General features: G+C 41.6%; 22 protein-coding genes, 1 tRNA gene and 1 other RNA gene. 13 read left to right on the top strand and 11 right to left on the bottom strand.

Annotated features, from left to right (window positions below):
- Positions 1-11: 11 nt before the first annotated feature.
- From accA to PSH50_RS15335, 3 genes are all read left to right on the top strand, one after another.
- Positions 12-968 (top strand): acetyl-CoA carboxylase carboxyl transferase subunit alpha, encoded by a 957-nt coding sequence (accA, locus tag PSH50_RS15345; RefSeq protein ID WP_004586940.1) that lies wholly within the window; start codon positions 12-14, stop codon positions 966-968.
- A 91-nt stretch (positions 969-1,059) separates the two neighbouring features.
- Positions 1,060-2,364, top strand: a complete 1,305-nt coding sequence (gene tilS, locus PSH50_RS15340; RefSeq protein ID WP_273587098.1) for a tRNA lysidine(34) synthetase TilS — start codon at positions 1,060-1,062, stop codon at positions 2,362-2,364.
- On the top strand, positions 2,365-2,703 hold the full coding sequence (locus tag PSH50_RS15335) for a hypothetical protein (protein WP_055253102.1): 339 nt from the start codon (positions 2,365-2,367) through the stop codon (positions 2,701-2,703). It abuts the gene before it with no gap.
- Between the two features lie 67 nt (positions 2,704-2,770).
- On the opposite strand, the gene PSH50_RS15330 is transcribed toward PSH50_RS15335, so the two are convergent.
- Complete coding sequence (locus PSH50_RS15330; protein ID WP_024033826.1) at positions 2,771-3,667, bottom strand: GGDEF domain-containing protein; 897 nt, start codon at positions 3,665-3,667, stop codon at positions 2,771-2,773.
- A gap of 133 nt (positions 3,668-3,800) precedes the next feature.
- On the opposite strand from PSH50_RS15330, the gene PSH50_RS15325 reads away from it, so the two are divergent.
- The gene (locus tag PSH50_RS15325) at positions 3,801-5,774 is read left to right on the top strand and encodes a monovalent cation:proton antiporter-2 (CPA2) family protein (RefSeq protein WP_273587099.1); all 1,974 of its coding nucleotides are present in this window, start codon (positions 3,801-3,803) and stop codon (positions 5,772-5,774) included.
- A 128-nt stretch (positions 5,775-5,902) separates the two neighbouring features.
- On the opposite strand, the gene PSH50_RS15320 is transcribed toward PSH50_RS15325, so the two are convergent.
- On the bottom strand, positions 5,903-7,048 hold the full coding sequence (locus tag PSH50_RS15320) for a patatin-like phospholipase family protein (RefSeq protein WP_273587100.1): 1,146 nt from the start codon (positions 7,046-7,048) through the stop codon (positions 5,903-5,905).
- 222 nt (positions 7,049-7,270) lie between these two features.
- Here PSH50_RS15320 and PSH50_RS15315 point away from each other — a divergent pair, with 222 nt between their 5' ends.
- The 4 genes from PSH50_RS15315 to PSH50_RS15300 all read left to right on the top strand — a co-directional run bounded on the left by PSH50_RS15315 (position 7,271) and on the right by PSH50_RS15300 (position 11,945).
- A complete protein-coding gene (locus tag PSH50_RS15315; RefSeq protein WP_004586946.1) occupies positions 7,271-8,146 on the top strand; it encodes a DUF3014 domain-containing protein in 876 nt (291 codons plus the stop codon).
- A 138-nt stretch (positions 8,147-8,284) separates the two neighbouring features.
- Positions 8,285-8,381, top strand: an RNA gene (ffs, locus tag PSH50_RS15310) — signal recognition particle sRNA small type.
- Positions 8,382-8,732: 351 nt separating this feature from the next.
- Complete coding sequence (locus PSH50_RS15305; RefSeq protein ID WP_273587101.1) at positions 8,733-9,047, top strand: hypothetical protein; 315 nt, start codon at positions 8,733-8,735, stop codon at positions 9,045-9,047.
- A 138-nt stretch (positions 9,048-9,185) separates the two neighbouring features.
- Positions 9,186-11,945 carry a response regulator gene (locus PSH50_RS15300; protein ID WP_273587102.1) on the top strand — a complete coding sequence of 920 codons (2,760 nt, stop codon included), beginning with the start codon at positions 9,186-9,188 and terminating at the stop codon, positions 11,943-11,945.
- Positions 11,946-11,971: 26 nt separating this feature from the next.
- Here the strand turns inward: PSH50_RS15300 and PSH50_RS15295 are convergent, their stop codons facing one another.
- Together PSH50_RS15295 and zigA are read right to left on the bottom strand one after the other, a co-directional pair.
- Entirely contained in the window at positions 11,972-12,661 is a 690-nt protein-coding gene (locus PSH50_RS15295; RefSeq protein ID WP_273587103.1) for a DUF1826 domain-containing protein, read from the bottom strand.
- Positions 12,661-13,860: a zinc metallochaperone GTPase ZigA gene (zigA, locus tag PSH50_RS15290; RefSeq protein ID WP_273587104.1), complete on the bottom strand. Its 1,200-nt coding sequence runs from the start codon at positions 13,858-13,860 to the stop codon at positions 12,661-12,663. The genes PSH50_RS15295 and zigA overlap by 1 nt, the downstream gene beginning before the upstream one ends.
- 216 nt (positions 13,861-14,076) lie before the next feature.
- Here zigA and PSH50_RS15285 point away from each other — a divergent pair, with 216 nt between their 5' ends.
- The 3 genes from PSH50_RS15285 to PSH50_RS15275 all read left to right on the top strand — a co-directional run bounded on the left by PSH50_RS15285 (position 14,077) and on the right by PSH50_RS15275 (position 16,760).
- Entirely contained in the window at positions 14,077-15,162 is a 1,086-nt protein-coding gene (locus PSH50_RS15285) for an alkene reductase (protein ID WP_273587105.1), read from the top strand.
- Positions 15,163-15,354: 192 nt separating this feature from the next.
- On the top strand, positions 15,355-16,434 hold the full coding sequence (locus tag PSH50_RS15280) for an RDD family protein (RefSeq protein ID WP_273587106.1): 1,080 nt from the start codon (positions 15,355-15,357) through the stop codon (positions 16,432-16,434).
- Between the two features lie 74 nt (positions 16,435-16,508).
- The gene (locus tag PSH50_RS15275) at positions 16,509-16,760 is read left to right on the top strand and encodes an antitoxin (RefSeq protein ID WP_273587107.1); all 252 of its coding nucleotides are present in this window, start codon (positions 16,509-16,511) and stop codon (positions 16,758-16,760) included.
- A 48-nt stretch (positions 16,761-16,808) separates the two neighbouring features.
- Here the strand turns inward: PSH50_RS15275 and PSH50_RS15270 are convergent, their stop codons facing one another.
- The 6 genes from PSH50_RS15270 to miaB are packed head-to-tail and all read right to left on the bottom strand — an operon-like array spanning position 16,809 to position 23,449.
- Complete coding sequence (locus PSH50_RS15270; RefSeq protein WP_273587108.1) at positions 16,809-17,957, bottom strand: hypothetical protein; 1,149 nt, start codon at positions 17,955-17,957, stop codon at positions 16,809-16,811.
- Positions 17,958-17,974: 17 nt separating this feature from the next.
- Positions 17,975-19,534 carry an apolipoprotein N-acyltransferase gene (gene lnt / locus PSH50_RS15265; protein WP_273587109.1) on the bottom strand — a complete coding sequence of 520 codons (1,560 nt, stop codon included), beginning with the start codon at positions 19,532-19,534 and terminating at the stop codon, positions 17,975-17,977.
- Positions 19,515-20,399: a CNNM family magnesium/cobalt transport protein CorC gene (gene corC, locus PSH50_RS15260; RefSeq protein ID WP_004589463.1), complete on the bottom strand. Its 885-nt coding sequence runs from the start codon at positions 20,397-20,399 to the stop codon at positions 19,515-19,517. Before corC ends, lnt begins: the two co-directional genes overlap by 20 nt.
- A 22-nt stretch (positions 20,400-20,421) precedes the next feature.
- The gene (ybeY, locus tag PSH50_RS15255) at positions 20,422-20,880 is read right to left on the bottom strand and encodes an rRNA maturation RNase YbeY (protein ID WP_024033864.1); all 459 of its coding nucleotides are present in this window, start codon (positions 20,878-20,880) and stop codon (positions 20,422-20,424) included.
- 4 nt (positions 20,881-20,884) lie between these two features.
- Positions 20,885-21,943, bottom strand: coding sequence for a PhoH family protein (locus PSH50_RS15250; protein ID WP_004589461.1), 1,059 nt, complete (start codon positions 21,941-21,943; stop codon positions 20,885-20,887).
- Positions 21,944-22,000: 57 nt separating this feature from the next.
- Positions 22,001-23,449: a tRNA (N6-isopentenyl adenosine(37)-C2)-methylthiotransferase MiaB gene (gene miaB / locus PSH50_RS15245; protein WP_024033865.1), complete on the bottom strand. Its 1,449-nt coding sequence runs from the start codon at positions 23,447-23,449 to the stop codon at positions 22,001-22,003.
- 256 nt (positions 23,450-23,705) lie between these two features.
- Between miaB and PSH50_RS15240 the strand changes: the two genes are divergently transcribed.
- Both PSH50_RS15240 and PSH50_RS15235 read left to right on the top strand, forming a co-directional pair.
- The gene (locus PSH50_RS15240) at positions 23,706-24,875 is read left to right on the top strand and encodes an FAD-dependent monooxygenase (RefSeq protein ID WP_024033866.1); all 1,170 of its coding nucleotides are present in this window, start codon (positions 23,706-23,708) and stop codon (positions 24,873-24,875) included.
- Positions 24,876-25,031: 156 nt separating this feature from the next.
- A complete protein-coding gene (locus tag PSH50_RS15235) occupies positions 25,032-26,621 on the top strand; it encodes a bifunctional diguanylate cyclase/phosphodiesterase (protein ID WP_273587110.1) in 1,590 nt (529 codons plus the stop codon).
- A gap of 4 nt (positions 26,622-26,625) precedes the next feature.
- On the opposite strand, the gene PSH50_RS15230 is transcribed toward PSH50_RS15235, so the two are convergent.
- Positions 26,626-26,700, bottom strand: a tRNA-Gln gene (locus tag PSH50_RS15230).
- Positions 26,701-26,705: the final 5 nt, after the last annotated feature.

Below are 26,705 nucleotides of genomic sequence, written 5' to 3'. Positions count from 1 at the left end.
TAGTTTAGAGCATGAGCCTCAATTATCTTGATTTTGAGCTTCCGATTGCAGAATTAGAAGCAAAAATTGAAGAATTACAAAGCATAAGCCGCGCTGGCGAATTAGACCTTGAGTTAGAAGAGGAAGTCAGCAAATTAAAAGAAAAAAGCGCTAAGCAAAAAGAGGAAATATTCTCAAATTTAGGCGCTTGGCAAGTATCGCAGTTAGCGCGTCATCCGTTGCGTCCTTACACTCGAGATTATATCGAGCGCATTTTCACGGAATTTGACGAGTTTGCAGGCGATCGTACTTTTGCTAACGATCCGGCTATTTTAGGTGGTGTTGCACGTTTAGATGGCGAACCAGTAATGGTGATTGGCCAGCAAAAAGGGCGTGATACAGCTGAAAAAATTAAACGTAACTTTGGTATGCCAAAACCAGAAGGCTACCGCAAAGCGCTACGTTTAATGGAAATGGCCGAGCGTTTTAAAATGCCAATTATGACCTTTATCGACACCCCAGGGGCATACCCAGGTGTGGGCGCTGAAGAGCGCGGTCAGTCTGAGGCAATTGCACGTAACCTAAAAGTAATGGCGGCACTTAAAGTACCCACAATTTGTACGGTTATTGGCGAAGGCGGCTCTGGTGGTGCATTAGCCATTGGTGTTGGCGACAGAGTTAACATGTTGCAATACAGCACGTACTCAGTAATTTCGCCAGAAGGCTGTGCTTCAATTTTATGGAAAAGCGCCGATAAAGCACCACTTGCCGCAGAGGCAATGGGTGTAACTGCAGAGCGTGTTAAAGAGCTCGATTTAATTAATAACTTAGTTGAAGAGCCTTTAGGCGGCGCACATCGCAATTACGATGCAATGGCACGTAACTTAAAAACACGTTTAAAACGTGACCTTGCTGACTTACAAGCGCTATCGCTTGAAGACATGCTTGATCAACGTTACAAACGTTTAATGTCGTTTGGTTACTGCTAATTAGCTAACCAACGCATTTATTGTTAAAAAAGGCCGCTTATGCGGCTTTTTTGTTTTAAAATACTGCAAACATTAAATTTATAGCGTATCCATGCAAGCATCACCTATTTATCAGCACGTTAAACACGCCCTTGAGCACTTTTTTAAGCACCAGCAGTATAACTTTACGGTGGCGCTTTCGGGTGGCGTGGATTCGGTGGTATTGCTTCATATAATGCACTTATTAAAACAAGCGCAACCAAAGCTAAACGTAAACGCGATTTATGTTAATCATGGTTTAAGCCAATACGCGAATGACTGGCAGCGCTTTTGCCAAAACTTGTGCGCTGAGCTAAATATATCGTTTAATGCCGCGCAGGTAACAATAAACTCAAAAACACGAACAAGCCTTGAAGCGCAGGCACGTGAGGCGCGTTACAAAGCACTTGATGAGCTAAGCCCCGCGGGCAGTGTTATTTTGCTGGGTCAGCATTTAAACGATCAAATAGAAACGTTTTTACTGCGGTTAAAGCGCGGCTCTGGCTTAAAAGGGTTAGGCGCAATGCAAAAAATGCGTGAATTACAAAGCGGGCGAATATGCTACAGGCCGCTTTTAAACATAACGCGCAGTGATATAGAGCACTTTGCCACAGAGTTTAATATTACGCACATTACTGATGACTCAAATACCGATGAGCGTTTTGATCGTAACTTTTTACGTGCACGTGTAGTGCCTTTACTTGCAAAGCGTTTTAAAGGTTTTGAGCACTGTGCTGGGCGCAGCATTGAGTTACTACAGCAACAACAAGCGCTACTTGATGAGTACACTGAACTTGATTTAAAACAAAGCATAACTGCCCATCAAGCACTGAGCGTTAGCCAACTAACCACCTACAGCAACGTGCGTATAACCAATGTGGTTCGTGCATGGCTTAGCTTATTTACCCAAGTAATGCCTTCACAAAAGCAACTTTTTCAAATAATTAACCAAGCCATAAATGCGCAGGCTGATGCGCAAATGCAAGTTGATTTAAGCGAGGGGCAAATACGACGCCATCAAGGGTATTTGTATTTTGTTACACCACACATATTATTAGCCGATGAAGCGCTAACGAGCAACGAGCTTGCGCTTAATGATGGGCGCGTTTTAATAAAGCAACAAGGTAAAGGCCTACGTGCCCCTTTACCAAACGAGCAAGTCACCGTGCGCTTTAATTGTAATAGTGCGCGTATAAAGCCGTTAAAAAAGCCAGGCAGCAATACGATTAAACACTGGTTTAAAGATGCAAAAGTAGCCCCGTGGTTAAGGGAGCGCGTGCCTTTAATATTTTATAACGATGAGCTTGTGCAAGTTGTTGGTTATTTTGTAAGTGAAAAACACCAAGACGAAAACGGCATTTTTTGGGAGTGTAAATAAATGAAAGATCAGCCACATGTAGGCTTATCGCTAGTTAGCAAAGCGCCGATGGGTATGTTAATAACAGCGTTAGTTGCTGTTATAGCCAATGTACTACTAGAGCTTAATATTATTACATTAGGTTATGCCGTTGTGGGCGGGGTGATATCGGCGGTATTACTGCTAGCCTACTGGTTAGGTAAAGGCGGGTTATTTTTTATTTTAGGCGTAAGTTTACCATTGGTTTTAGTGTTATTTACCCCGCTTGCAAGCATAACAGCATTGCTTAATTTAGTGAGCGGCTTCTTTTTTGGCTTTTGTGCAGCCTTGTTTGTTTATAAATTACTGGCTAATAAATAATTAAACAGTAATAAAAAAGCTCAGCGGGGGAAGCTAAGCTTTTATAAATAATACAGTTATATAAATACTAATATGCTTTTGCACAGTTGCGCCCAGAGGCTTTAGCCTTATATAAGCCTTTATCGGCTCTAGCAAATATTTCTGTTTCGCAATCTTGGCTATTGGCTAGGGTAAAGCCAATGCTGGTGGTTACTTTGTACTTAGACATTAAACTTGAGTTTCTGACTAAGTGCATAATGCGCTCAGCAACCACTTTGTTTGTTGTAAACTCGGGGTCTTCAATAATCAGCGAAAACTCATCGCCACCAAATCTAAATACAGAGTCTGTGCCGCGTATACTGCTGCAAAGTACCTGCGAAAATTCTTTTAAAACATCGTCACCTACTTTATGACCATAGTTGTCGTTTACTTGCTTAAAGTTATCTAAATCAAGCAGCATTAAACTAAAAGGGCGCTGGTAACGGCGGCAGTTTTCGAGCTTTTGCGATAACATGTCATTAAATTGGCTACGGTTATTTAAACCAGTGAGCGCATCTTTTGTGGCAAGTTTTAACACTCGGCTGTACATCATTGCGTTACGCAGTGGGTACACAAGGGCGCTGTGCAAGGCACGTAATTTGTTTTCAATCGCTTTACTAATAGGGTATTGGCTAAAGTAAATTAGCTGTCCTAAGTGCTCGCGACCAATAGCTAAATCGTAAGAGTACGGGCTAGTGTTCGTGTTGCTATCTGAGGTTTGTGCAGTGCCGAGCGTTGATTGAAACTGCAGCCCTGAAAAGTTAAGTAGCTGTTTGGCAAACTTTGCATAAATAGCCAATACATCTTCTATTACTAGGCTTGTTTGTAGCTCGGTAACTAAATCGTGCGTTGCCGCTGTTTCGTTTGTGTGTGTTTGCTCTGCCGAAAACGGCAAAAAATCGCCGCGCCCAGACACGCGTTGTGTCAAAATATGGACATTTTCCATTAAAATCTTCCCCCAGGGTGTTACTTTGCAATAACCAAGCTATTTTTATGCCATATTTTAAAATTGCTTGATAAACATATGGTTGCTATATTTAAAGTTCATTCCGTAGTTTAATTGACGCTGGAGGCCGAATTTGCAAAGTATAAACGCTCAAATTTTTGGCTTGTTAGTGGCGGCGGTGCTTTTTGTATGGTTTTTTAAGCGCATTGGCTTGCCGCCTATTTTGGCGTATTTAGCAACAGGCGTTTTAGCCGGCAGCCATGGCATTGGCTGGCTTGCGCAATCTCACGAAATAGAGTTTATTGCTGAGCTGGGCATCGTATTTTTACTGTTTAGTTTAGGGCTCGAATTTTCTATATCGCGGCTAATGGCCATGCGCAATATTGTGTTTGGACTGGGCTCGTTACAAGTTGGTGTTACCAGCTTGCTCTTCATTATTATTTTATATTGCTTAAATTTTAGCTTACTCACTAGCTTTACCATTGGCACAATTATGGCGCTTTCTTCAACCGCGGTGGTGGTTAAGCTATTAAAAGAAACTGGCGAACTAAACCAGCGCCGTGGGCAATTGGCGGTGGGCGTATTACTGTTTCAAGATATTGCCGTTGTGCCCTTACTTATTATTTTGCCGCTGTTTGCCTCAAGCGATTCGCAAAGTATTAGTTGGGCGCTGGCATTTGCGCTTACAAAAGGCGCGTTTGTGTGCTTATTACTGTGGGCGATTGGTAAATGGGTGCTGCCTAAAGTATTTAAAGAAATAGCGCAGGTACGAACCGATGAGCTGTTTGTGCTTACCACAATTTTGGTGGCGTTATTTGCCGGCTTTTTAACTTACATGTTTGGTTTATCAATGGCGCTTGGGGCATTTTTAGCCGGCATGATGCTAGGAGAGAGCCATTACCGCCATCAACTAGAGGCTGATATTAGGCCATTTCGCGATATTTTAATGGGGCTATTTTTTGTAACTGTGGGGATGCAGCTCGATATTTTATTTGTGCTTTCGCATGGTTTTGTGATTATTGGCGCGTTATTTGGCTTGTTAATATTAAAAATTACCGTGCTGGCATTCAGTGCCAGATTAATGCATGAGCGCAATCAAGACTCGCTAGCCTGCGGCGTTATGCTGTGGCAAATGGGAGAATTTGGGTTTGTGCTTATTGCTTTGGCAGGTCAGCATGAGTTACTCAATTCAGAGCAAGCCTCGTTTTTAATTGCCTTAGGGGTGCTTTCGATGGCGCTAACCCCGTTTTTAATTGATAAAACCCCACTAATTTTAAATCAATTGGGTATTTTAGATCACCCCAGTATGGCGAGGGAGAGCGAGCCTAAAAGTAGCACCTTATATAACGATCACGTGGTTATTTGTGGCTTTTCACGCGTAGGACAAACTATAGCGCGATTTTTAAAACCGGAAGCCATAGATTACGTTGCCATAGAAAGTAACCCTATTTTAGTACAAGAGGGCAAAGCCGCAGGTGAGCCAGTAATATTTGGCTATGTAAAACAAAAAGATATTTTAAAGTGTGCAGGGGTAGAGCGAGCACGCTTAGTGATTATTACCTTTACAGAGCTTGAGCATGCACACGTGGTAATAGACGCCATAAAGCAGCTTGCACCCAACGTTAAAATACTAATAAGAACCCGCGACGACAGCCAATTAAACAACTTAAAAGAGTTGGGGGTTACTGAGGTGGTGCCTGAGTCGTTAGAGGCAAGCTTAATGTTGGTTTCGCATGTGTTGTCGATGTCGGGCGTACCGATGACACGCATTGTACGCCGTGTTAGTAAAGAGCGCCGTAATCGCTACCCGCTTATGCAAAGTTTTTACGCCGGTTACTTTAAAGATAATGAAGAAACCTCCTCTGAGCGCTTAGAATATTTGCACGTTGTTGCGTTGCCAGATCAAGCCTATGCGGTGGATAAAACAATAGATGAGCTTAACTTATCTAAACGCCGCGTGACTGTAAAAGCTTTGCGCCGAGAGGGGCAAGAAATAGACGACCCATCAACCAGCACCACATTGTGCGCAAACGATGTACTGGTATTGCAAGGTAAGCCTAGGCGGGTAGAGCGAGTAGAGCATTACCTACTCGATGGGCTTGAATAAAAAATGCATTTGATGTTTTTTACTGACATAGATGCAAGTTATTAAAATAACGCAGAGGTAGTTATCGGGCTCAGTTGGTTTCAAAGCTTACTCTGCGCTTAAATAGCAGGTTTCAAGGCCAACATTAGCTAGTCGAGCTCTAAAAATTGGCGTATTTCGGGTAGTTTTTTCATGCCATCTTCATAGCCAATTTGAATTAGGTGCTGAGTGTAGCGTTTTTCAAACAATAAATAGCTGGTTAAACTCGATTGCGAGTGCTTTTTTACCCCAATTGTGCGTAGCAGCAACTTAATTGCCCACGGCATATCGCTGTAGTATTGCGCGGCAATATCGTTAAAGTTTTTTGATGGATTAATAATACACGTCTCTATTTGTTTCAGCTCTTGATGTTTGTCGCGCGCCGGAAGCAGCCCTAAGGTGCGATTTACACGCTCAAGGCGCTCAAGGTCGGCTTGCATGGTGTCGCTAAATACACTATCGAGTAAATGCCCAGCAACCGCAGAAAGCCCAGGGTAGTGGGGCGAGTAACCCGCCGGATGCGACTCTTTTGGTTGGTCTACCCCAATAATAAATATTTTTTCAGCCCCTAAATGAATGGACGGGCTAAGCGGTGAGAGCTGGTGAATAGAGCCATCGCCAAAATAGTGGTTAAATACATTAACACTTGGAAACACCATAGGAATGGCGCTTGATGCCATTAAATGCTCAACGTTAATGCGCATAGGGCGACCTTCGCGCTTGGCACGTTGCCAAGGTGTTTGTGTGTTTGACTGAAAAAAAGCAACAGAGTCACCGGTTGTATAGCTTGAAGCGGTAATAGAAATCGCTTCTAAATAATTACGGTGTAAATTACGCTCAATGCGGTGCAGGTCTAAAATTTCGTTTAATAAACCGCGCAAAGGGCGGTTATTTAGCAAACTGCCTGGCGGGTGGTTTATGTGCTCAGACTGAAAACTGGTTAAAATATTGCGCGCAATATGGCCAAACACACTTAAAAAGTCGCTTTTGTAGACCATAGACGTTGAAAAGTTTTTCCAAACAGACTCAAGTTTACGCACGGCCAAATGCGCACACGAGGCATAACAGGCCAAAGCTGCAGAATTAATCGCGCCTGCAGAAGTGCCGTTAATAATTCTAAATGGCAAAGGCGCGGTGCGAGGCATACTATGAGCAAGCGCTTTAAGCACGCCCACTTGATAAGCAGCGCGAGCGCCACCACCTGTAAGTAATAGGGCTATTTTAGTTTTATGTGGGTCAACTTGCTGGATTTTCATAGTGGTTTTTGAACTGCTTAACGTCTTTTCTTTATTTATCAACTTTAAGTCTTTAAGCTAGAAGAATCAAAGAATAACTGAGTTACTATGGCTCGTTGTTCTAATTAGTAAGTGTAGGTTTATGTTGTAAAGCCTATATTTAAAGTAATAGTGATTACCGATAGTGAATTTTTTCCACTCAGCGTACTCTGAGTAATATGCATTTAAATTTATGGAGTTTGTATGTCAGATAAACCAGAAGCGTCAGATGTTCAAAAACGTCCGCCTAAAAACAATTTTTTATTCGCCGTTATTATTTTAATTATTTTAGTGTGTGCCGCTGCGTTCGTCCTGCTATCGCCCACTGACGAGCCAGAAACTCGCACAGAGGTAGAGCAAACACCTAAAGAGCAACCGGTGATGGAGCTAAAGCCAGAAAACGACCCTGTGGTAGATGCGCCATCAGTTAAGCCTGAAAAGCCAGCTGAGCTAAGCGTACCTGCTCAACGCCCAGCTGAGCCAGAGCCGGTTGTAGAGCCATTACCAACGCTTGATGAAAGCGACACCGTAGTGGTTGCCAAAATGGATGAATACCTAAGCGACTCGGTAATGAGCCTAATGGTAACCGACGATGTAATTCGCCGTGGCGTTGTATTTATAGACAACATAGCCAAAGGCAAAATTGCTAAAAAGCACACGCCAGTGGTTAAACCTGAAGAAGAATTTAGCGTAAACGAAGGGGACATTTTAACAATTGACCCTAACAGCTACGAGCGCTATACACCGTATGTAAAAGTATTTACGAGCATGAGCGCCGCCCAAGCTGTGCGTATGTACGAGCAGTACAAGCCATTAATCAACAACGCGTACAGTGAAATTGGTTACGGCGATGATGAATTTAATCAAACGCTAGAAGATGCTATTGAGTTATTACTTGATACACCGGAGCCAGAAGGCGAGTTACCGCTACTGCGAGACTCGGTTACTTATCAGTATGCGTTTTCTGAATGGGAGCAATTACCGGCTGCACAAAAACAGCTGTTACGTATGGGCCCAGAAAACATGAAAAAAGTAAAAGCAGCACTGCGTAAAATTAAAGCCGAGTTAGAGCGTAATTAATAGGCATTAAAGGCTGTTTTTAACCGCGATTGTATATGAAGTATGCAATCGCACTTTCTTTTTTGATTATCCCTTGAATAACACACCAAAAGTAGAGATAATCCTTCCCGCGCCAACCAAGGCCCTCAATGGTAGTCTTATTGGTCCTCTCGCAACACTAGCAGGCGAACCTGGTCAGGCCCGGAAGGGAGCAGCCACAGTTTGTGACGTGTGTGCCGAGATGTGGCTGGTAAGACTGCCACCCAAATTCCTCATTTGGGTGAAAATACATTCCTTTTAAATTATTCCTTAGTAACACCGTTAGATATTTAGTATCACGAGTGTCGATTTTCCACTATTACCGCTCTACCTCGTTTTTACATGTTTATACATCAGCAACCTGTGTGTCTAAGTTAGCTTGTTTACATGAGCTTATTCGAGGGCTAAGATGAATTCATTGTAATGTATGGACATTTGTCGGTTTGTAGTGGCGCAGTAATTTATTCAAGACGAGGCTTTTGTAATGGCTGTTGTGGTTTCGCTTCGCTCTGTATTATAGTCAATTGTTGCTTAGTGCTTTTTCGGCGTTATACACCATGGAGGATTTATGCGCATTATTTTTACATTCACACTGTTTTTATTACTGCCGTTTACTGCACTAGCAGATGAAACAATCACTATTTATGTAAAAGAATCAAATTACTTAATTAGCAACTCCAAAGCAAAGCTCACATCTACTGAGCTTGGCAATAAATTGCAGTCACTCAATGTTTCAACAGTAATACTCGATGTAGACTATTGCGCAGCTCCAGAAGCGTTAGCTAATGCCTATTTAGCAATCGCGAATGCTAAGCCTATGCTTAAGGATATTAAGTTAAATTTAAGTGACAGTCATAAAAAGAGTAAGTGTAAAAACACATAACACGCTTTTTGACAGGGGGTAATGTGTATCTGTTCCTGTTTTATTGCTGCTAGACAACCCTTGCCTTGTACGTAATAATGTAAAAATTACATTAATTTTAACATATAAAGTGTTAACAAAGTGCCCCAAGGTTGATTAATGCCGCAAAGAAGTAAGTGGACACTCGCTGTTTTATTAGGGTTATTAGGCGGGTTAGTAAATCTCTCGCCATTGTATTTTTTCGACAGCTCCGAATTTTTGTTTGGGCAATTGTTTGTTTTATGCAGCTTAGTATTTACTGGGCTGCGTTACGCGTGCCTAAGCCTTGCCATTGTTTCTGGTTTTTTACTTTATAGATGGGGCCATTGTTGGCCGAGTATTGTGTATTTACTCGAGCTTTGTTGGCTTTATGCTTTTTGCTTACGCCGCTCTAAACCTATTCTTCCTCTGGGTAGCGTATTTTGGCTATGTATTGGTTTACCCTTTGTATGGGTTATAGGCCAATTTGTTATTGGCTTGGCCTGGTTAACGCTAATAGTAGCGATATCAAAGTACTTAATTAACGCGCTAATAAGTTTGGCGGTGGTTGATTTAGTTAGTGTATTTGTACCTTACGCTAGCCGTGCGTATCAGGGTAGGCCACTGGCAAAAATTTTAAGCTATGTGGTTAGTGTCATTATTATTTTAGTGGTATTGCTAACCAGTGTAATTTTAGTAAACGATCATCATGCGCGCTTAGAGTATGAAGTAAACGCTCAACTAAAAGAAAAAGCCGAGTCTATTAGCACGCAATTAAATGATTATTTAGCATTTCATAAAAACGCCATTGTTATGAGTAGCGACGCAATAAGTGCGGGCACTGCAAGCGATGTGCAGCTCAAACGATTAATGTCGTTATTTCCAGGCTTTACAACCAGCTTGTATGCAAACCCAGATGGCTTTGTAGAGCTTAGCTCGCCCAGCGATTTAATAGAGGGGCTTAGCCTTGCGCAGCGTAGTGTTAAAGACAGAGCATACTTTACTCAAGCTCAGCAGTTCCCTCTGGGTTATACCAGTGGTGTGTTTCAAGGTCGCGGCCTAGGTAACGAGGCCATTGTGGCGCTGTCGGCACCTATATACCGTAACAATACGTTTTATGGTGTGGTAGAGGGCTCGTTAAAGTTAGACCGCTTAGAGCGGTTTATACCTAACTTATTTGAGTACACGGGCGATTTAGTGGTGCTAGATGCGCAGCAAAAAGTGGTATTTAGCTCCCTTGATGAATTTAAAATACTGAGCCATTTTAACGGGGAGGGCTTTAATACCAGTAACTTAGGTGATAAAAACCTATTTCGTTCAAGCAAAAACGAGGTGTACCACAGCTCTAGGTACATTGATCCACAAAATCACTGGCAAGTTATTACCTTTTATAATCGTAAGCATTTAAGTATGTCGGTGGCAAAAGCTTGGCTACCCACTATTTTGTTAAGTGCGATATTGATGCTTATGGTGGTTATTTTTATACACCAACTTGCTAATTTATTAGTGCAGCCAATCACTAGCTTAACTACGCTAATGCAAAGCTTTGGCAAAACCAAAACACATAAGTTTAATACAGACTCAAGCTGGCATGAGGTATTGCAACTGCAACAGCAATTTGAATTACTAGCTAATGCGCTGCAGCGTTCAATAGAAAACCTACAAGCCTCTAATATCAGAAACCAAGGGTTAAATACCCAGCTGAGCGAATTTAATCAGCAGCTAGAGGGCAAAGTAGCAGAACAAACCACAGAGCTTAAAAAAGCGGTAAATAGGGCTAATTTAGCCAATGTTGCTAAGTCGCAATTTTTAGCCAATATGAGCCACGAGCTACGCACCCCTATGAACGGTATTTTAGGCATGGGAGAGGTTTTATTGCGCGATAATTCATTAACCGATGAGCAGCGGGAGCTATTAAATACGCAGCAAAAAAGCGCACAAAATTTACTGAAAATTTTAAACGATATTTTAGATTTTTCTAAAATAGAAGCTAACGCCATGGAAATTAGCCCTAGGGCGACTAACCTTGCGCCGTTTATTGCCAATATAAAGTCGTTGTTTTCTCCCATTGTAAGTTCTGATCACGTCGAGTTTATTGTTAGTCAAAGCGACAGGCTGCCAGATTGCGTAAAAGTAGACGACCTACGTTTAAACCAAGTCATTATTAACTTGCTATCTAATGCGTATAAGTTTACCGAGCGTGGTTTTGTGCGTTTATCGTTTGATTACGAAAACGAGCAACTTTTAATAAGCGTAGCCGATAGCGGCATTGGTATTGAAAAAGATCAGCAGTCGTTGTTATTTAGTGAGTTTACGCAAGCAGATGTAGGTGTGGCACGTAAGTATGGTGGCACAGGGTTAGGTTTAGCAATTAGCCAAGGGTTAATTAAAAAAATGCAGGGTGAAATTACCCTCAACAGCGAACCAGGCAAAGGCAGTGTACTTAAATTTTACGTAAGTGCACCTAAAGCACAGTCCAACAAACCAGAGCCCGTTAAACAGCCGAAGTCGTTGCCTAATTTAAGCGATAAAACACTTTTACTGGTTGAAGATAACCCCATTAACCGGCAAGTAATTGCAAAAATGCTAGAGCCTACAAAGGTAAACTTAGTGATGGCAACCGACGGCATAGAAGCGCTAAAAGTAATTGAAGGTAATCGCTTTGATTTAATTTTAATGGATTGCCAAATGCCTAATATGGATGGCTACGAGTGCACCCAAACAATACGAGCTAACGAGGTAAACACAAAGGCACATGTGCCCATTGTTGCTATTACCGCAAACGCCTATGAAGATGATAAGCAGCGCTGTTTAAGTGTAGGCATGGATGACTTTGTTTCTAAACCGGTAAATACACAAGGGTTGTACGAAGTAATCGCGAGGGTGATAAACGCCCATTAGTGCAGCGTTTATCACCATAACAAACTTTAAATAAAATCAAGGGTGACCAACAAGCGTTGCTCGTTTGTAACCACCGGTGGCGAGCGGTGCACAAGCCCTGCGCCTTCGTTTTCATCCCAGTACTCACCTTTAAGTAGCGCAACATCCCCTTGATTTAGCTGATTAATATTATTTAGGCTTTTAAATAAGCCAGACTCTTCATCGGGCTTACCTAAATTACCAGTTCCAAGCTTTGAGCGCTCTACATCGCTGTGATTTAACCACTGCGTTGCAACGCCTTGGTAAGTAGTCACTAATCGGCACGGAATTTTGTCTACATGAAAACGCGGGCACATAGGTTTATCTAATATTTTTAGCCTTAAACCGGCGCGTTTTAAATCAAATAGGCAGCAAAACATTTCAACTAATAATGCTATGTCTTTACACAGCGCATCAGTTTCATCGCGGTTATTATCATCTGGTTTAAGTGCAGTAACTAACTTATCAAGCGCATCATCGGGTGATACCGCAAGCTCAAGTGGTTTTATGGCATTAGTGCTAATGAGTGTATTAACGGCATTTGTTAATACTTGTTCAAGGTCTCTTTGCCAAATAACGATGTTAGTGCTTTGGTCATAAATGTGTGGCAATACATTGGCGTTACGTTCTTTAGCTGCTCTTCGGTGGAGTTGCTCAGTGGGTTTTATTTGCGCCGTTATTGGAGCTAGGGCATTCATTACACTTCCTCCCAAATAGGAAACGGGTCGTTATAGGTTTTCCAAAAATCTTTACCTTTAAGCACAGCTTCTTCTGGCAGTAGGCAGTCATCAAGCGCCTCAATCATGGCTTGTTTATTTAACGACTGACCAATAAATACAAGTTCTTGACGCATATCACCAAAGGGCTCTACCCATTTACTGTTTATATCAGCAAGTAGCTCGAGCTCTGTGGGCCAGTCTTTTTTAGGAATTGCTTTATAAAACATGCCAGCAAACCCGTAATGAGCTATACCGCCTGCTTGGCTCCACTGCGCGCAAAATAAAGGGCGCGTTGCGAGCCAAAAATACCCTTTAGAGCGAATGAGCTGGCCAAATTGCTCGGTGTTGTGCAACAAGTGATAAAACTTTTCAGGGTTAAATGGGCGGCGCGCCGTATAATTAAAGCTGCTAATACCATACTCTTCGGTCTCGGGGATGTGTTCACCACGCATTTCTTTAAGCCAACCTGGTGCTTGTTGGGCGCGTGCAAAATTAAATAAGCCCGTATTGAGCACTTCATTAATATTAATGTTGCCGTTTGATATAGGAATAATGTTAGCTTGAGTATTAAGCGTATTTAAAATGGCAATAAGCTTATTGAGCTGTTCATTGGTGACTAAATCAGTTTTGCTAATTAAAATAACGTCGGCAAATTCAATTTGATCAACAAGTAGGTCGGCCACGCTTCGCTCGTCGTCTTCTCCTAACGATTCGCCAGTATCTTGTAAATCGTTTGCTTGTTCGTAGTCGGTTAAAAAGTTAACCGCATCAACCACGGTTACCATGGTATCGAGAGTGGCAACATCACCAAGAGAAACCCCGTTTTCGTCGGCAAAGGTAAATGTTTCGGCAACCGGTAGGGGTTCTGAAATGCCTGTTGATTCAATGACGAGATAATCAAAACGGCCATCTTTGGCAAGTTTACCCACTTCAACAAGTAAATCTTCTCGTAGTGTGCAGCAAATACAGCCGTTGCTCATTTCGACGAGTTTTTCGTTGCTGTGATTGAGCGACACATCGTTTTTAATTGTGGCTGCATCTATGTTTATCTCGCTCATATCGTTGACTATAACAGCCACTTTTATCCCTTGTCGGTTATTAAGAATATGGCTAAGTACGGTTGTTTTACCTGAGCCTAAAAAGCCTGATAACACTGTGACGGGCTTTTTATTGATCATTTAATTTTACTTACTAATAGGTATATATTGGTATGTTATATTGTATCAATTGAGTTTTCTAGCACTAGCATGACTTTTTAAATGGTTTGTATGTAATGCTCAGCAGAAGAATAAGCAGACACTTTTGCAAATACAACAAAGCTATTTTGTGTTTTTTGCTATTTTTGAATTTATATAGCTGCGCTATTATGAGCGCCATCAAACTTAGGAGGCATTATGACGTTACTTTTCTCACCCATAGAACTTGCAGGTAAAACTTTAAAAAACCGTATTGTTATGCCACCAATGACTCGCTCGCGCTCAACGCAGCCTGGCGACATTGCCAATGATTTAATGGCCACTTATTACGCGCAGCGAGCAAGTGCTGGGTTAATAGTAAGCGAAGGCACACAAATAAGTGAGCTGGGTAAAGGCTATGCCTGGACACCAGGTATTTACACAAACGAGCAAGTCGCAGGTTGGCGCACGGTGACCAACAAAGTGCACGATGCTGGTGGCGTTATGTTTGCGCAGCTTTGGCATGTAGGGCGCGTAACTCACAGCGACAACACGGGCGGTGTTCAGCCTATATCGGCATCGGCCATTGCTGCAAAAGACGTAAAAGTATTTGTAGATACTAACGGCGAACCTGGCTTTGTTGAGACTCAGTTACCGCGTGAAATGAGCAAGCAAGATATTGAAAATGTACTAGGCGAATTTCGCCAAGCGGCTAAAAATGCAGTAGACGCAGGCTTTGATGGCATAGAGCTACACGCCGCTAATGGGTATTTAATTAACCAATTTTTAGACTCGCAATCAAATGCCCGTACTGATGAATATGGCGGCAGTGTGCAAAATCGTTTGCGTTTTTTAACAGAGGTTGTAAATGCAGTAAGCGATGAAATTGGTAGTCAAAAAGTAGGTGTAAGGCTTGCACCACTTACCACGCTTAACGGCACGGTTGATGATAACCCAGAGCAAACATATTTAGCCGTTGCTCAAGCACTAAACGACGCTGGCGTGGGCTACATGCACATTGCTGAAGCCGACTGGGATGATGCCCCTTTAATGAGTGTTGAATTTAAACAGGCTATTCGTAAAGCGTACAGCGGCGTATTAATTTATGCAGGTAAGTACACTAAAGAACGTGCCGATGAAGCCCTAGCACAAGGCTGGGCCGACATGATTGGCTTTGGTCGCCCATTTGTGTCTAACCCAGATTTACCGGCACGTTTAGAGCAAGGTAAACCGCTAAATAGCCACAACCCCGACACCTTATTTGGTGGTGCAGAGCAAGGCTATACCGATTACCCAGCCGCTTAATTATTTATAAATAAAGTATTTTAAGGGCTGCATGTATGCAGCCCTTTTTTTATGCTGGTAAATCAATAGCTTTAACTTGAGCTAATACCAATTCGAAAAATAGATCACTTAATTAAGCGGATTGATATAACAATAAAAAGCGCGTAAGTTAAACAGCTTACCCATTTTAAAAACATAAAAATAAAAATAAAAATGAAAACCAAAGAGATAGAGCAACTCGCGTTATCAGACTCTGAAACCAAAGACGTGATCACCCCGTATGCCTTTAAAATTGACCAAGCGTTATTAGGTATTCCATTAGCGAGCCCAATTAAACGTGCATTGGCGATGACTATTGATGTCACTTTAATATTTATGGCCGCTAAGCTAAGCGCCACTTTAATTGCCTTTGTGGCGGCCATGGCTTTTTATAAAGGCACTGCGCAGCAATATCTTCCAAAAATGTCGTCGTTTTGGCGCAGAGCCTTAAAGCTTTTTGCCGCGAGCTTTTTATTTGTAAGTTCACTAACTGTACTCTCGTTAGCGATTGATTTTTTTGAAGGCGATACCGCTATTCAAACACCTCAACTAGAAAAAACACAGCAAAACGATGAGCTAAGCGAGCATGATAAAGCAATAATACGCACCTATTTAACACAAACAGACGACGATAAAAACTGTGATGACGCTTGCCAAAGCGTTGCTCGAGCAAATTTAGTTGGCCAATTACCAGCGCTTGCTGAAATGCAAAACGTAGGAGGTATTGAAGTTACGCGCACATTATTGCACTTAATGGCTATATCTGATGATGAGCCCGTTGCGGCAGATGATTTTAAAAATAATGAGACAGAGCGAGAAAGCATTTCGGGCGAAATAACTCATAAAAGCAATATCACTGAAAAAGCTGAAACTAAAAGCGAGCAAACCAAACCTGTCACCAGCATTTTGCAGTGGGGTAAAGGCATTATTCAAGACCTAGGCCTTGGTTTTGGCTGGGCGGCCGTATACTTTACGTTGTTCTCGTTATTATGGCGCGGACAAACCCCAGGTAAAAAAGTATGTAATATTCGGGTGGTCTCACTAAATGGCGAGCCACTAGGTATGCTTGATTGTTTTGGCAGATACGGCGGGTACGGCGCCGGTTTTGCCACGGGCTTATTAGGCTTTTTACAAGTGTACTGGGACCCAAACAGGCAAGCTATTCAAGATAAAATATCAGCGACTGTGGTTATTCAGGGCAGCGTGAACCAAGTTGTAAATGTGAAAACGGTTGTAGAAGCAGTGAAAGCGTAAAGTAATTATAAAAATATACAGGTTGAGTTTAAAAACTTAAAATGAAGTACAGGTTTAACTTTATCAGGTGAGCTATGAAAAAGATTTTAGCTGATTGTTCAGCAAGTATTTCAGAACTAAAGAAAAATCCAATTGCCCTCATAAATAATCCTGATGGAGAGGCTATCGAAATTTTAAAATATAATGAGCCAGTTGCTTATTTAGTTCCAGCACAATTGTATGAGTTACTAATGGATCAGCTTGATGAATTTGAATTAACTAAAATTGTTGAAAGTCGTAGAGCTGATTTATCACTAATGATTAATGTGGATGTAGACAAATTATAAATTTAAATCGAAGTAGTGTTTAGGAACCCGTAGAGTTTTTATATATTTTTAAAACATTAAGTTTAATAGGCTATTTTCGTTATTCAAAGGCTTGTTATTTAATAGTTTATCTTCTAGCTCTTGAATAGAATTTTTTAAACTTGAATTAACACTGATTTCTTTTGTATGCTTTTCTTTAAAATTGTTGATTCGCCTTTTGAGCTCATTAATAATTTCTTCATCATTGCAATTAAACTCACTTTTTAAAGTTGTGTAGTTCAAAAATGATGAAAGTTTAAGGGAGTTAAATGCAAAGTTGTTAAATTTATCGTTTTTTAAATTATCATCTAGTTCAATAACTGCCTTCAAGATATCAAGCCCAATAACCGAGAGCTCAGAATCTCTTTCGGTTAAATACCTTATCACCTTTAGTGATACAGGAATTGGATAATAAATATTACCTTGATTTTTATTGCCATAAAATTCTGGTAGGTTAGTAAACATTCTAATCTCATTAATTAGCTTAATTAGTGTTTCTATATTACGGAACACACCAGTACAGTTCATTAAAACGTGTTTTTCTGATAAAACAGATCCAAATTCAGGCTTTGAATTATCAATGATATTAAATAGGTTTTGTAATTTATTTGTATTTAATCGTATTGATTTTAACGATTGTTCTAGGATATTAGTTTCGTATTCACAGTTTTCATCTTTAAGCAAAATAGTGTCGTTTTTATATCTATTAATAGCGTCTTTGCTCAATTCTAGTGGATTTTCTTCAGCGATTGGATTAATGCTATAGTCATAGACTAAATAAGAGAAGGAGTTCTCAGGGAATAACCTTTTATAAAGTCTATCTTTATTTTGGAATATCAGTAAACCGTTATTTCTATCTTCAAGAGTTTCTAACAAAGAATAGAATTCAGCCCGATGGAGTTGATATTTTTGAAAGTTAAGCATCTCATTCTGTTTTTCGAGTGAACTACTTTGCTTTTTTTCAAATTCAATTCTATTAGAGTTTTGTATGATTAAATAAATGAAAGTTAGGCAAGTTGCGAAACTACCTGCAGCAGTAAAGATTTTAGTAATCACATCTAACGTCATATTATTATACCAAAGTGTAGCCAATATTAATAAAATCAACGCGGAACCGGTGAGTGATAAAATTAAAATAAATATATAAACCTCCCAATAAGGTGATTTTAAATTATCCATATATTTATCTATATTCTTTAGCAAATCTTACCCCTAAACCTAACCCCAATTCCACCGATCATCATCAACACCACAAATCCCCATACAAACACATTGCCGTATTGGCTGTACACGCTGTCGCCTTGTATAAGATTTATATCGGCTTTCATGGTCGCAGCTTCAAACTGTGGCATGGTTTGCTGAGTGTGGCTTATTGGGTCGTATACGGCGCTTACGCCATTGTTGGTAACACGTACCAGCGGGCGTTGTAATTCTAATGCGCGCATGCGGGCTATTTGCATGTGTTGTAATGGCCCAATGGAGTCGCCAAACCACGCGTCGTTACTTACGGTAAACAGCAAGTCAGAGTCGCTTTGGTAATTACCGCGTACTAAATCGGCAAATACTATTTCGTAGCAAATGGCAGGTAGCAGATTAAATCCATTGGCGCGTAAGTTGTTTTGCACTCTATCGCCACGCGTAAACGATGACATAGGTAAATCAAACAATGGCGCTATAGGGCGTAGTATATCCTGAAATGGTACAAATTCGCCGATAGGTAACAACTGGTGCTTACGGTAGCGGTTTTTGTCTAGGTAGCGATAATGGCCGTGCTCGTCGTTCTGCTCTTTATTACCTACCACAATAAGGGTGTTGTAAATGGTTTTGGTGTCGAGCTGGTAGTCAACAATACCGGTAACTAACGCGGTTTTATTAAACGACGCCGCGCTGTCTAAGTTGGCTAAGTACGTGTCGGCAAGGGCTTCTATTTCGGGCACTGCGGCTTCGGGCCATACCACTAGGTCGGCATCCCAATGTGGGCGTGTTAGGTCTTGGTACTTGCTCATGGTGGTCCAAAACTCACTGGGTTCAAAGCGCAGGTGTTGTTTAATATTACCTTGCACCAATAAGGTCGACATTTCTTTGCCAGAGTAGCGATTATTACCTGAATTTAATGCGCCAATAACAAGTAACGCTAAAGCGGCTGCGCTTATTAATGGGGTTTTAAAATCTTTTTGGGTGAGCCTGTAAAGGGCAAAACCAATGCCAACACAGGTAAGCGTTAAGCCAAATTCGCCAATATAAGGGGCAAGCAGCCTAAGCGGGCCATCTGTTTGTGTATAGCCAAAACTTAGCCATGGAAAGCCGGTCAGTAAGTGTCCACGTAAGTATTCACTAATGGCTATAGTGGCAATTAGAAGTGCCCCCATGCATTTAGGGCCACTTGCAAAGCGAGTTGAAGCCCAAAACGCGAGTGCTGGAAACAGGGCTAAATATGAGCACAGTAAAGCCATTAACGAGAGCGACGCTATAAGCGGCATGCCGCCAAAGGTGGCAATAGATACGTGCACCCAGCTAATACCCGCGCCAAACCAGCCTAAGCCAAATATAAAGCCATATTTAGCGGCGCTTTTCGCGTGCGTTTTACCTGTGTTGTTTGGGTTAATACAAAAAATAATGGCGGCAATGCTAAAAAATGCGATGGGCCAAATTTGGTAAGGGGCGTAGCCAAAAGTTAAAATAAGGCCCGCAACCAGTGCGAGCCATGCTTTTTTATCTTTTACTAACAGGGTGAGTTTAGTTAGTAGTTTCTTCACTGTCGTTTTCATCAACCTTAGGAACGGTGACTTGCAGTTGTAAAATACGACGGTTATCAGAATTAGTTACTTTAAACTGATAGTCGTCTATTTCAATTGTTTCGCCGCGACTTGGCATATGGCCAAATGCGTGTAGTACCGTGCCGCCAATGGTATCGGCTTCATCGGTGCTGTAACCTGTTTTAAAGTACTCGTTAAAGTCATCTACAGGGGTAAGCGCTTGTACTACGTATACATGCTTAGCAAGTTGGCGAATATCTTGTTGATCTTCTTCTTCGTCGTGTTCATCTTCGATTTCGCCGACGATTATTTCAAGAATATCTTCAATGGTTACAAGGCCCGATACACCGCCGTATTCGTCAATGACAATAGCCATGTGGTAGCGTTGCTGACGAAATTCATTTAGTAGGGTGTCTACGCGCTTGCTTTCTGGCACTACCATGGCTGGGCGTAAATATTCGCGCAGTGAGGGTAGGTGCTCATCTTTATTTAAAATAAGCGGCAGCAAGTCTTTTGCGAGCAAAATACCTTCAACGTGGTCTTTGTCTTCACACACCACCGGAAAACGCGAGTGGGTGGAGTCGACCATCATGGGGATCAAATCTTCAAGGGGGCTGTCGACCTCAAGTGTGACCATTTGTGAGCGCGGGATCATTATATCGCGCACTTTAAGCTTGGATACACCAAGCACACCTTCAATCATTTCTTTGGTTTCTGGGTCGATTACGTCACGCTCTTGCGCGTCGGCAATTACTTCAACCAGCTCTTCTCTATTCTGGGGTTCCCCTTGCAACATTTGGGCTATGCGGCCCATCCACGTTTTGCCAGAAGAACCCTGGCTAGATTGCGAGTTATCGTCGCTCATTGCGTCTAAATGCTCCGTTAATTTAAATTTCGTCCCGGTATGGGTCAGCTATGTTTAGCTCTGCAAGTAATTGCTTTTCTATGCTTTCCATCTCAAAAGCGTCTTCACTCTTTATATGGTCAAATCCAAGTAAATGCAAGCATCCATGAATAACCATATGGGCAAAGTGGTCATGAAATGACTTTTCTTGCTCGATTGCCTCGGCCAATACAATGGCTGGGCAAATTATTAAATCACCTACTAATGGCAAATCAATGCCTGGCGGTGCTTCAAATTCGAACGACAACACGTTGGTTGGTTTATTTTTACCACGGTAGTCGTTGTTTAATTGTTGTGATTGGGCTTCATCGCTTATAACGATGCTCAGCTCCGACTCATCACGAAACTTGCTCAGGGCTTTATCGGCCCACAGTGCAAATTGTTCTTCGCTTGGGAGGTTGTCAAACTCACACGCTATTTGTAAATCTAATTCGGTGCTCACGGTATTACTCTTTAGTAGAAGGCGGCTGTTGAGCGGCAAGTTGCTCTTTGGCTTTTTGTTTTTCTATACGCTTTAGTCGCTCGCTTTCGTCATTGCGCTCGTAGGCTTCGACAATACGGCCAACAACAGGGTGGCGAACAATGTCGTGCGATTGGAAAAAGTTAAAGCTAATTTCTTCAACATCGCTAAGTACTTCTATTGCATGGCGAAGGCCTGAGCGCGCACCGCGTGGTAAATCAACTTGTGTTATATCGCCCGTTATTACTGCTTTAGAATTAAAGCCTATACGGGTTAAAAACATTTTCATTTGCTCGGCGGTGGTATTTTGGCTTTCATCTAAAATAATAAACGCATCATTTAGTGTACGGCCACGCATGTAAGCAAGTGGGGCAATTTCAATAATGTGTTTTTCAATAAGTTTTTCTACTTTTTCAAAGCCAAGCATTTCAAATAGCGCATCGTAAAGAGGGCGTAGGTATGGGTCTACCTTTTGGCTTAAATCGCCTGGTAAAAAGCCCAGTTTTTCACCGGCTTCTACCGCTGGGCGGGTAAGTAATATACGACGTATTTCTTGGCGCTCTAGAGCATCTACTGCGGCTGCAACTGCTAGGTAGGTTTTACCTGTACCGGCAGGGCCAATACCAAAGGTAATGTCGTGATGCAAAATATTAGCAACATACAAACCTTGATTGTCGTTACGTGGTTTAATTACGCCCCGGCGGGTTTTAATAAACATTTCTTTGCCGTACGCACTTTGCGGCACTTCTTGTTCTAGGGCTTTTGATTCGGTAATGGCTAAATGTACGTTGTCGGGCTCTATTTCACCAATTTCGCCACGAACAGGTTGAGTATCAACATAAAGGTTTTTTAAAATGTCTACGGCCGCGGCACTTGAGTGCAGTTTACCTGTTACTTTAAAAAAGTTGTCGCGGTGGATTATTTCAACACCTAGGCGGCGTTCAATTTGTTTGATGTTTTCGTCAAACGGGCCACATAAAGAAGAAAGGCGTTTGTTGTCGGCAGGTTCTAAATAAATCTCTAATGTTTTTAACTGATTACTCAAAATTACTTCCTATTCGGGTGCGCCAGTAAGGGTTACTGGCGCAATGAATTTATACAACTACGGTACGAAAGTAGCTACGCCAATTTCGTTGGTTGCATCGATTTTTGGCTCAACGCTTGCAGCTTTTGTTAAAATAGCTGAAGGAGCAATATCACGACGTAAGTTCATTTCTGATTCTGTACGAATTAAATCGCCACGTAAAGAGTTTGGTAACGCTTCGGTAATACGTACATCAACAAACTGGCCGATCACTGTGTGTGGGCCAACAAAGTTAACTACACGATTGTTTTCGGTGCGGCCACGTAATTCCATTGGGTTCTTTTTAGAAGGCCCCTCAACTAAAATACGTTGCTCTGTATCAAACATTTGGCGGCTAATTTGTTGTGCCATTTGTGTAATACGGTTTTGTAGTAGGTATAAGCGCTCTTTTTTCTCTTGCTCTGATACGTCATCAGGTAAGTCGGCGGCAGGCGTACCTGGACGCGCACTGTAAATAAAGCTAAAGCTCATATCAAAGCCAATGTCGTTAATTAAGTTCATTGTGGCTTCAAAGTCTGTTTTACTTTCACCTGGGAAACCAATAATGAAGTCTGACGACATGCTTAAGTTAGGGCGAATTTTACGCAGCTTACGTATTGTTGATTTGTACTCAAGCGCTGTATGGCCGCGTTTCATTAAATTAAGAATACGGTCTGAACCACTTTGCACAGGTAGGTGTAAGTGATCAACAAGCTCTGGTACATCAGCGTACGCATCAATAATATCTGGCGTAAACTCTACCGGGTGCGAGGTGGTGTAACGAATACGGTCAATACCATCAATCGCTGCTACGTAACGGATTAAATCTGAGAAGTAACAAATTTCGCCATCGTGTGTTTCACCGCGGTATGCATTTACATTTTGACCAAGCAGGTTTACTTCACGTACGCCTTGCTCGGCAAGTTGCGCAACTTCTAATAATACGTCATCTAATGGGCGGCTAACTTCTTCACCACGGGTATAAGGTACAACACAAAAAGTACAGTACTTAGAACAACCTTCCATTATTGATACAAATGCAGACGGGCCTTCTGCTTTTGGCTCTGGTAAACGGTCAAACTTTTCAATTTCTGGGAACGAAATATCAACCACCGATGAGCCTTTGTCGCCTTGCACTTGTTTAATCATTTCTGGTAAACGGTGCAATGTTTGTGGGCCAAAAATAACATCAACAAACGGTGCGCGCTGGCGAATAGAGTCACCTTCTTGAGAGGCAACACAACCACCTACACCAATAATTAAATCTGGCTTGTCGTCTTTTAATAACTTCCAGCGACCTAATTGGTGAAATACTTTTTCTTGCGCTTTTTCACGAATTGAACAGGTGTTAAGTAAAATAACGTCGGCGTCTGCTGCTTCTTCCGTTAGCTGGTAGCCGTTGGTTGCATCTAAAAGATCAGCCATCTTCTGAGAGTCGTACTCGTTCATCTGACAACCCCAAGTTTTGATATGCAGCTTTTTGCTCATTGAAATATAGCCTCGTGTTCAATTCGGTAGTGGCACAAAAATGTGCTTAAAACGGGATTAAGGAGCAAGGTTGCTCACTTAAAGGACGCGTATTTTAGCTGGATACCCGCCCAGATCCAAGTATAGTTTTCATGTTTGTGATCTCAAATCAATACACAGGCAGTTTAATAGCGTGATAGTTATATACTCTCGCACTAATGCGGCGAGTTACGGTACAATCAAAACAGTTTCACGTATTAACCAAATGATGAAAAACATGACTCAAAACAAAGTGATTGTTGTAGGCGCGGGGATGGTCGGTGCGGCCATGGCCATAAAGCTTGCACAGCAAGGAAAATCAGTACAAATAATAGAAAAAAAACTGATTAACGCCGACGCCATTTTAGCAAGTGATCAGGTAGATATACGGGTATCGGCTATTAACCGTTTTTCAGAAAACCTGCTGGACGAGCTAGGGGCTATGCCTATTTTAAGGCAAAACCGATTAGCACCTTACACGCAGTTAGAAGCATTTGAGCGCGGTGGCGACAACCTATTATTTGATTGCGCCGATATTAATACTTCGCACTTAGGTCATTTAATCGAAAACAATTTAATACAAGCAAGCCTTTGGCAGCAGTTTGCACATTATAATATTGAGGTTATTGAACAATCAGCACCTTTAAGCGCTATTGAGCAAGACACAACGTCAATCACCCTCATTTATGGCGATACCCGTTACACTGCTGATTTAGTTATTGCAGCCGATGGCGGGCAATCGCAGCTACGTGCAAAGGCAAATATTGGTGTAACAGGGTGGCAGTATCAGCAGCACTGCATGGGCGTACTAATAAAGCTAGATGCGCCGCAGCAAGTAAAAACGTGGCAACAATTTACCCCTACAGGCCCGTTAGCATTTTTACCTATGCAGGCGCCATACGCTAATTTAATTTGGTACGACAGCGCTAATACCTTACAAAACTTTAAAGGGTTAACGGCTGAGCAAATTAAAGCGCATGTTTTAAATAAGTTTCCGTTTCTTGCAGGGGATTTTGAGGTGCAAAGCCATGCGGTATTTCCGCTTACCCGTCAGCATGCAAATAATTACTCTAATGGTCGCTTGGTGTTAGTGGGCGATGCGGCTCATACAATTAACCCACTGGCTGGGCAGGGCGTTAATTTAGGCTTTCAAGATGTGGTAGCACTCGCACAGGCGCTTGAAGACGCTGATGATATTGGTTGCCCGCTAAAACTAAAAGAATACGAGCGAAGCCGCCGTAAAGCCAACCTATTAATGATGAGCATGATGGATGCGTGTTACTTTGGTTTTTCTAACCAAATTACGCCACTAAAATGGGCACGCAGTCAGTTTTTAAAAATGGCTAACAATACCGGCCCTTTAAAAAACTGGGTATTAAAATACGCCATTAGTGGGGAGCTTAATTAAATCCGCTTAAGTGATTGGCTAATTTAATGAATGCACGGCCAATCACTCCCTTTCTTATGCCACTTGGGCACCTGCATAGTTGTCACTATTAATTTATTCCGTTATTGCGTTTTTTTGCCATACTCAAACTACTAACCAATTAAAAGTTGTGTGTTTGTGGATAATTTTTTTATTTTTATACTCATTGTCGGCGCTTTGCTACTAACGCTGAGCATTGTGCCAACAATAAAAATTTGTAAAAAAACTAACCGTGTTTCGTGGATTTTGCTACTGGCGCTTATTTTTAGCTTTATAGTGGGCTATTGGTATGTACTTTATTATTTTGTAAATAACGATATAGCCGGATTTATTGCTATGAGCGTATCGCTAATTTTATTTGGCGGGGGCGCTTTTGTTTATTTAGTTATTCAGCTTAGTTATAAAAGTATTTTAAAAATAGACCGCTTTGCAAAACGTCAACGAACCCTTGCCGAAAACGACAGCTTAACTGGCCTCCCTAATCGAAAAAAGTTTTTTCAGGTGCTTAACAAACAAGTTAAATACGAGCCTTCGTTTTATTTAATGCTTATAGATTTAAACCGCTTTAAATCGATTAATGACTCATACGGCAATAAAGTAGGGGATATGCTGTTAAGCATTTTTTCAAAAACACTCAGCCATAATATTGTGGGAATAGCCAAGCTGTACCGTTTAGGCGGCGCTGAATTTGCACTTATTGTTGATAACTCAGCCAATGAGGCAATTAATTTATGTATTGAAGCAATAAAAAAATCAACCAAACACCCATTTCATATTTACGAGCATAGCTTACGTGTACACGTGACTGTGGGAATAACAACCTTTGCGAATCACTCGTCGCTCGCTAATGAGTTATTAAAGCAAGCAGACTTAGCACTGCATGAGGCTAAAGACACACAGCAACTGTATGTACATTACTTTGAGGCGCTGAGCACCCGAGCAAATGAGCTTTCAAATATGACCTCACGTATTAAGCACGCCATTAAAAACCACGAATTTGAGCTTTATTTACAGCCTATATTTGATGCCAGAGCCGATGAAGTACATGGTGCAGAGGCATTAATACGCTGGCCGCAAAGTGATGGCTCATTTATTAGCCCAGAGGTGTTTATTGGCATTGCTGAGCAAAGTGGGTTGATATTAAATATTTCTAAATGGGTGCTACTAGAAACAATAAAGCACTTAAAGGTGTTAAAAGCAGCTGGGTTTATAGGTTCGTTGCATGTAAACCTTTCTACTAAAGATTTAGAAAGCCCGGAGTTTTATGAGTTTGTTGAAGAACTAGTAAAGCATGACCCAACGTTAAGCGACGCAATTATTTTTGAAATAACCGAATGCGCCATGATGACAAACCTAGAAGCCGCCCGCACTATGATGCAAAAACTAAATAGCAGAGGGTTTGAATTTAGTGTAGATGATTTTGGTACTGGTTTTTCTTCTTTGGTATTACTGCGAGAATTACCAATAAGCCAAATAAAAATAGATCAGTCATTTATAAAAGACATGCTGACTCAAATAGCAGATTACGCGATTGTTGAATCGACATTGTTTTTAGCGACGCGACTTAATTGTAAAGTGGTGGCAGAGGGAATAGAAGATAACGATCTTAAACAAACATTAACGCTAATGGATTGTGATTATTTGCAAGGGTATTATTTTAGCAAGCCAGTAAACATTAATGAGTTTATACACAAATATGCTAATGAGGAAGAGTACAGGATAATATAGAAATTGGCTGGGATACCAGGATTTGAACCTGGGAATGCCAGGATCAAAACCTGGTGCCTTACCGCTTGGCGATATCCCAACGCT

It is taken from the genome of Pseudoalteromonas sp. Angola-7 (genome assembly GCF_028599255.1).
Lineage (GTDB): Bacteria > Pseudomonadota > Gammaproteobacteria > Enterobacterales > Alteromonadaceae > Pseudoalteromonas > Pseudoalteromonas atlantica.
This window is presented reverse-complemented; position numbering and strand designations above follow the sequence as displayed.

Coding starts and splice junctions, on each gene's coding strand:
- zigA (WP_273587104.1), bottom strand. CDS start 13,860: ATGATCAATAAAAAGCCCGTCACAGTGTTATCAGGCTTTTTAGGCTCA.
- PSH50_RS15330 (WP_024033826.1), bottom strand. CDS start 3,667: ATGGAAAATGTCCATATTTTGACACAACGCGTGTCTGGGCGCGGCGAT.
- PSH50_RS15270 (WP_273587108.1), bottom strand. CDS start 17,957: ATGGATAATTTAAAATCACCTTATTGGGAGGTTTATATATTTATTTTA.
- miaB (WP_024033865.1), bottom strand. CDS start 23,449: ATGAGCAAAAAGCTGCATATCAAAACTTGGGGTTGTCAGATGAACGAG.
- PSH50_RS15320 (WP_273587100.1), bottom strand. CDS start 7,048: ATGAAAATCCAGCAAGTTGACCCACATAAAACTAAAATAGCCCTATTA.
- PSH50_RS15315 (WP_004586946.1), top strand. CDS start 7,271: ATGTCAGATAAACCAGAAGCGTCAGATGTTCAAAAACGTCCGCCTAAA.
- PSH50_RS15300 (WP_273587102.1), top strand. CDS start 9,186: ATGCCGCAAAGAAGTAAGTGGACACTCGCTGTTTTATTAGGGTTATTA.
- PSH50_RS15285 (WP_273587105.1), top strand. CDS start 14,077: ATGACGTTACTTTTCTCACCCATAGAACTTGCAGGTAAAACTTTAAAA.
- corC (WP_004589463.1), bottom strand. CDS start 20,399: ATGAGCGACGATAACTCGCAATCTAGCCAGGGTTCTTCTGGCAAAACG.
- PSH50_RS15275 (WP_273587107.1), top strand. CDS start 16,509: ATGAAAAAGATTTTAGCTGATTGTTCAGCAAGTATTTCAGAACTAAAG.
- tilS (WP_273587098.1), top strand. CDS start 1,060: ATGCAAGCATCACCTATTTATCAGCACGTTAAACACGCCCTTGAGCAC.
- PSH50_RS15295 (WP_273587103.1), bottom strand. CDS start 12,661: ATGAATGCCCTAGCTCCAATAACGGCGCAAATAAAACCCACTGAGCAA.
- PSH50_RS15335 (WP_055253102.1), top strand. CDS start 2,365: ATGAAAGATCAGCCACATGTAGGCTTATCGCTAGTTAGCAAAGCGCCG.
- accA (WP_004586940.1), top strand. CDS start 12: ATGAGCCTCAATTATCTTGATTTTGAGCTTCCGATTGCAGAATTAGAA.
- PSH50_RS15240 (WP_024033866.1), top strand. CDS start 23,706: ATGACTCAAAACAAAGTGATTGTTGTAGGCGCGGGGATGGTCGGTGCG.
- PSH50_RS15280 (WP_273587106.1), top strand. CDS start 15,355: ATGAAAACCAAAGAGATAGAGCAACTCGCGTTATCAGACTCTGAAACC.
- PSH50_RS15305 (WP_273587101.1), top strand. CDS start 8,733: ATGCGCATTATTTTTACATTCACACTGTTTTTATTACTGCCGTTTACT.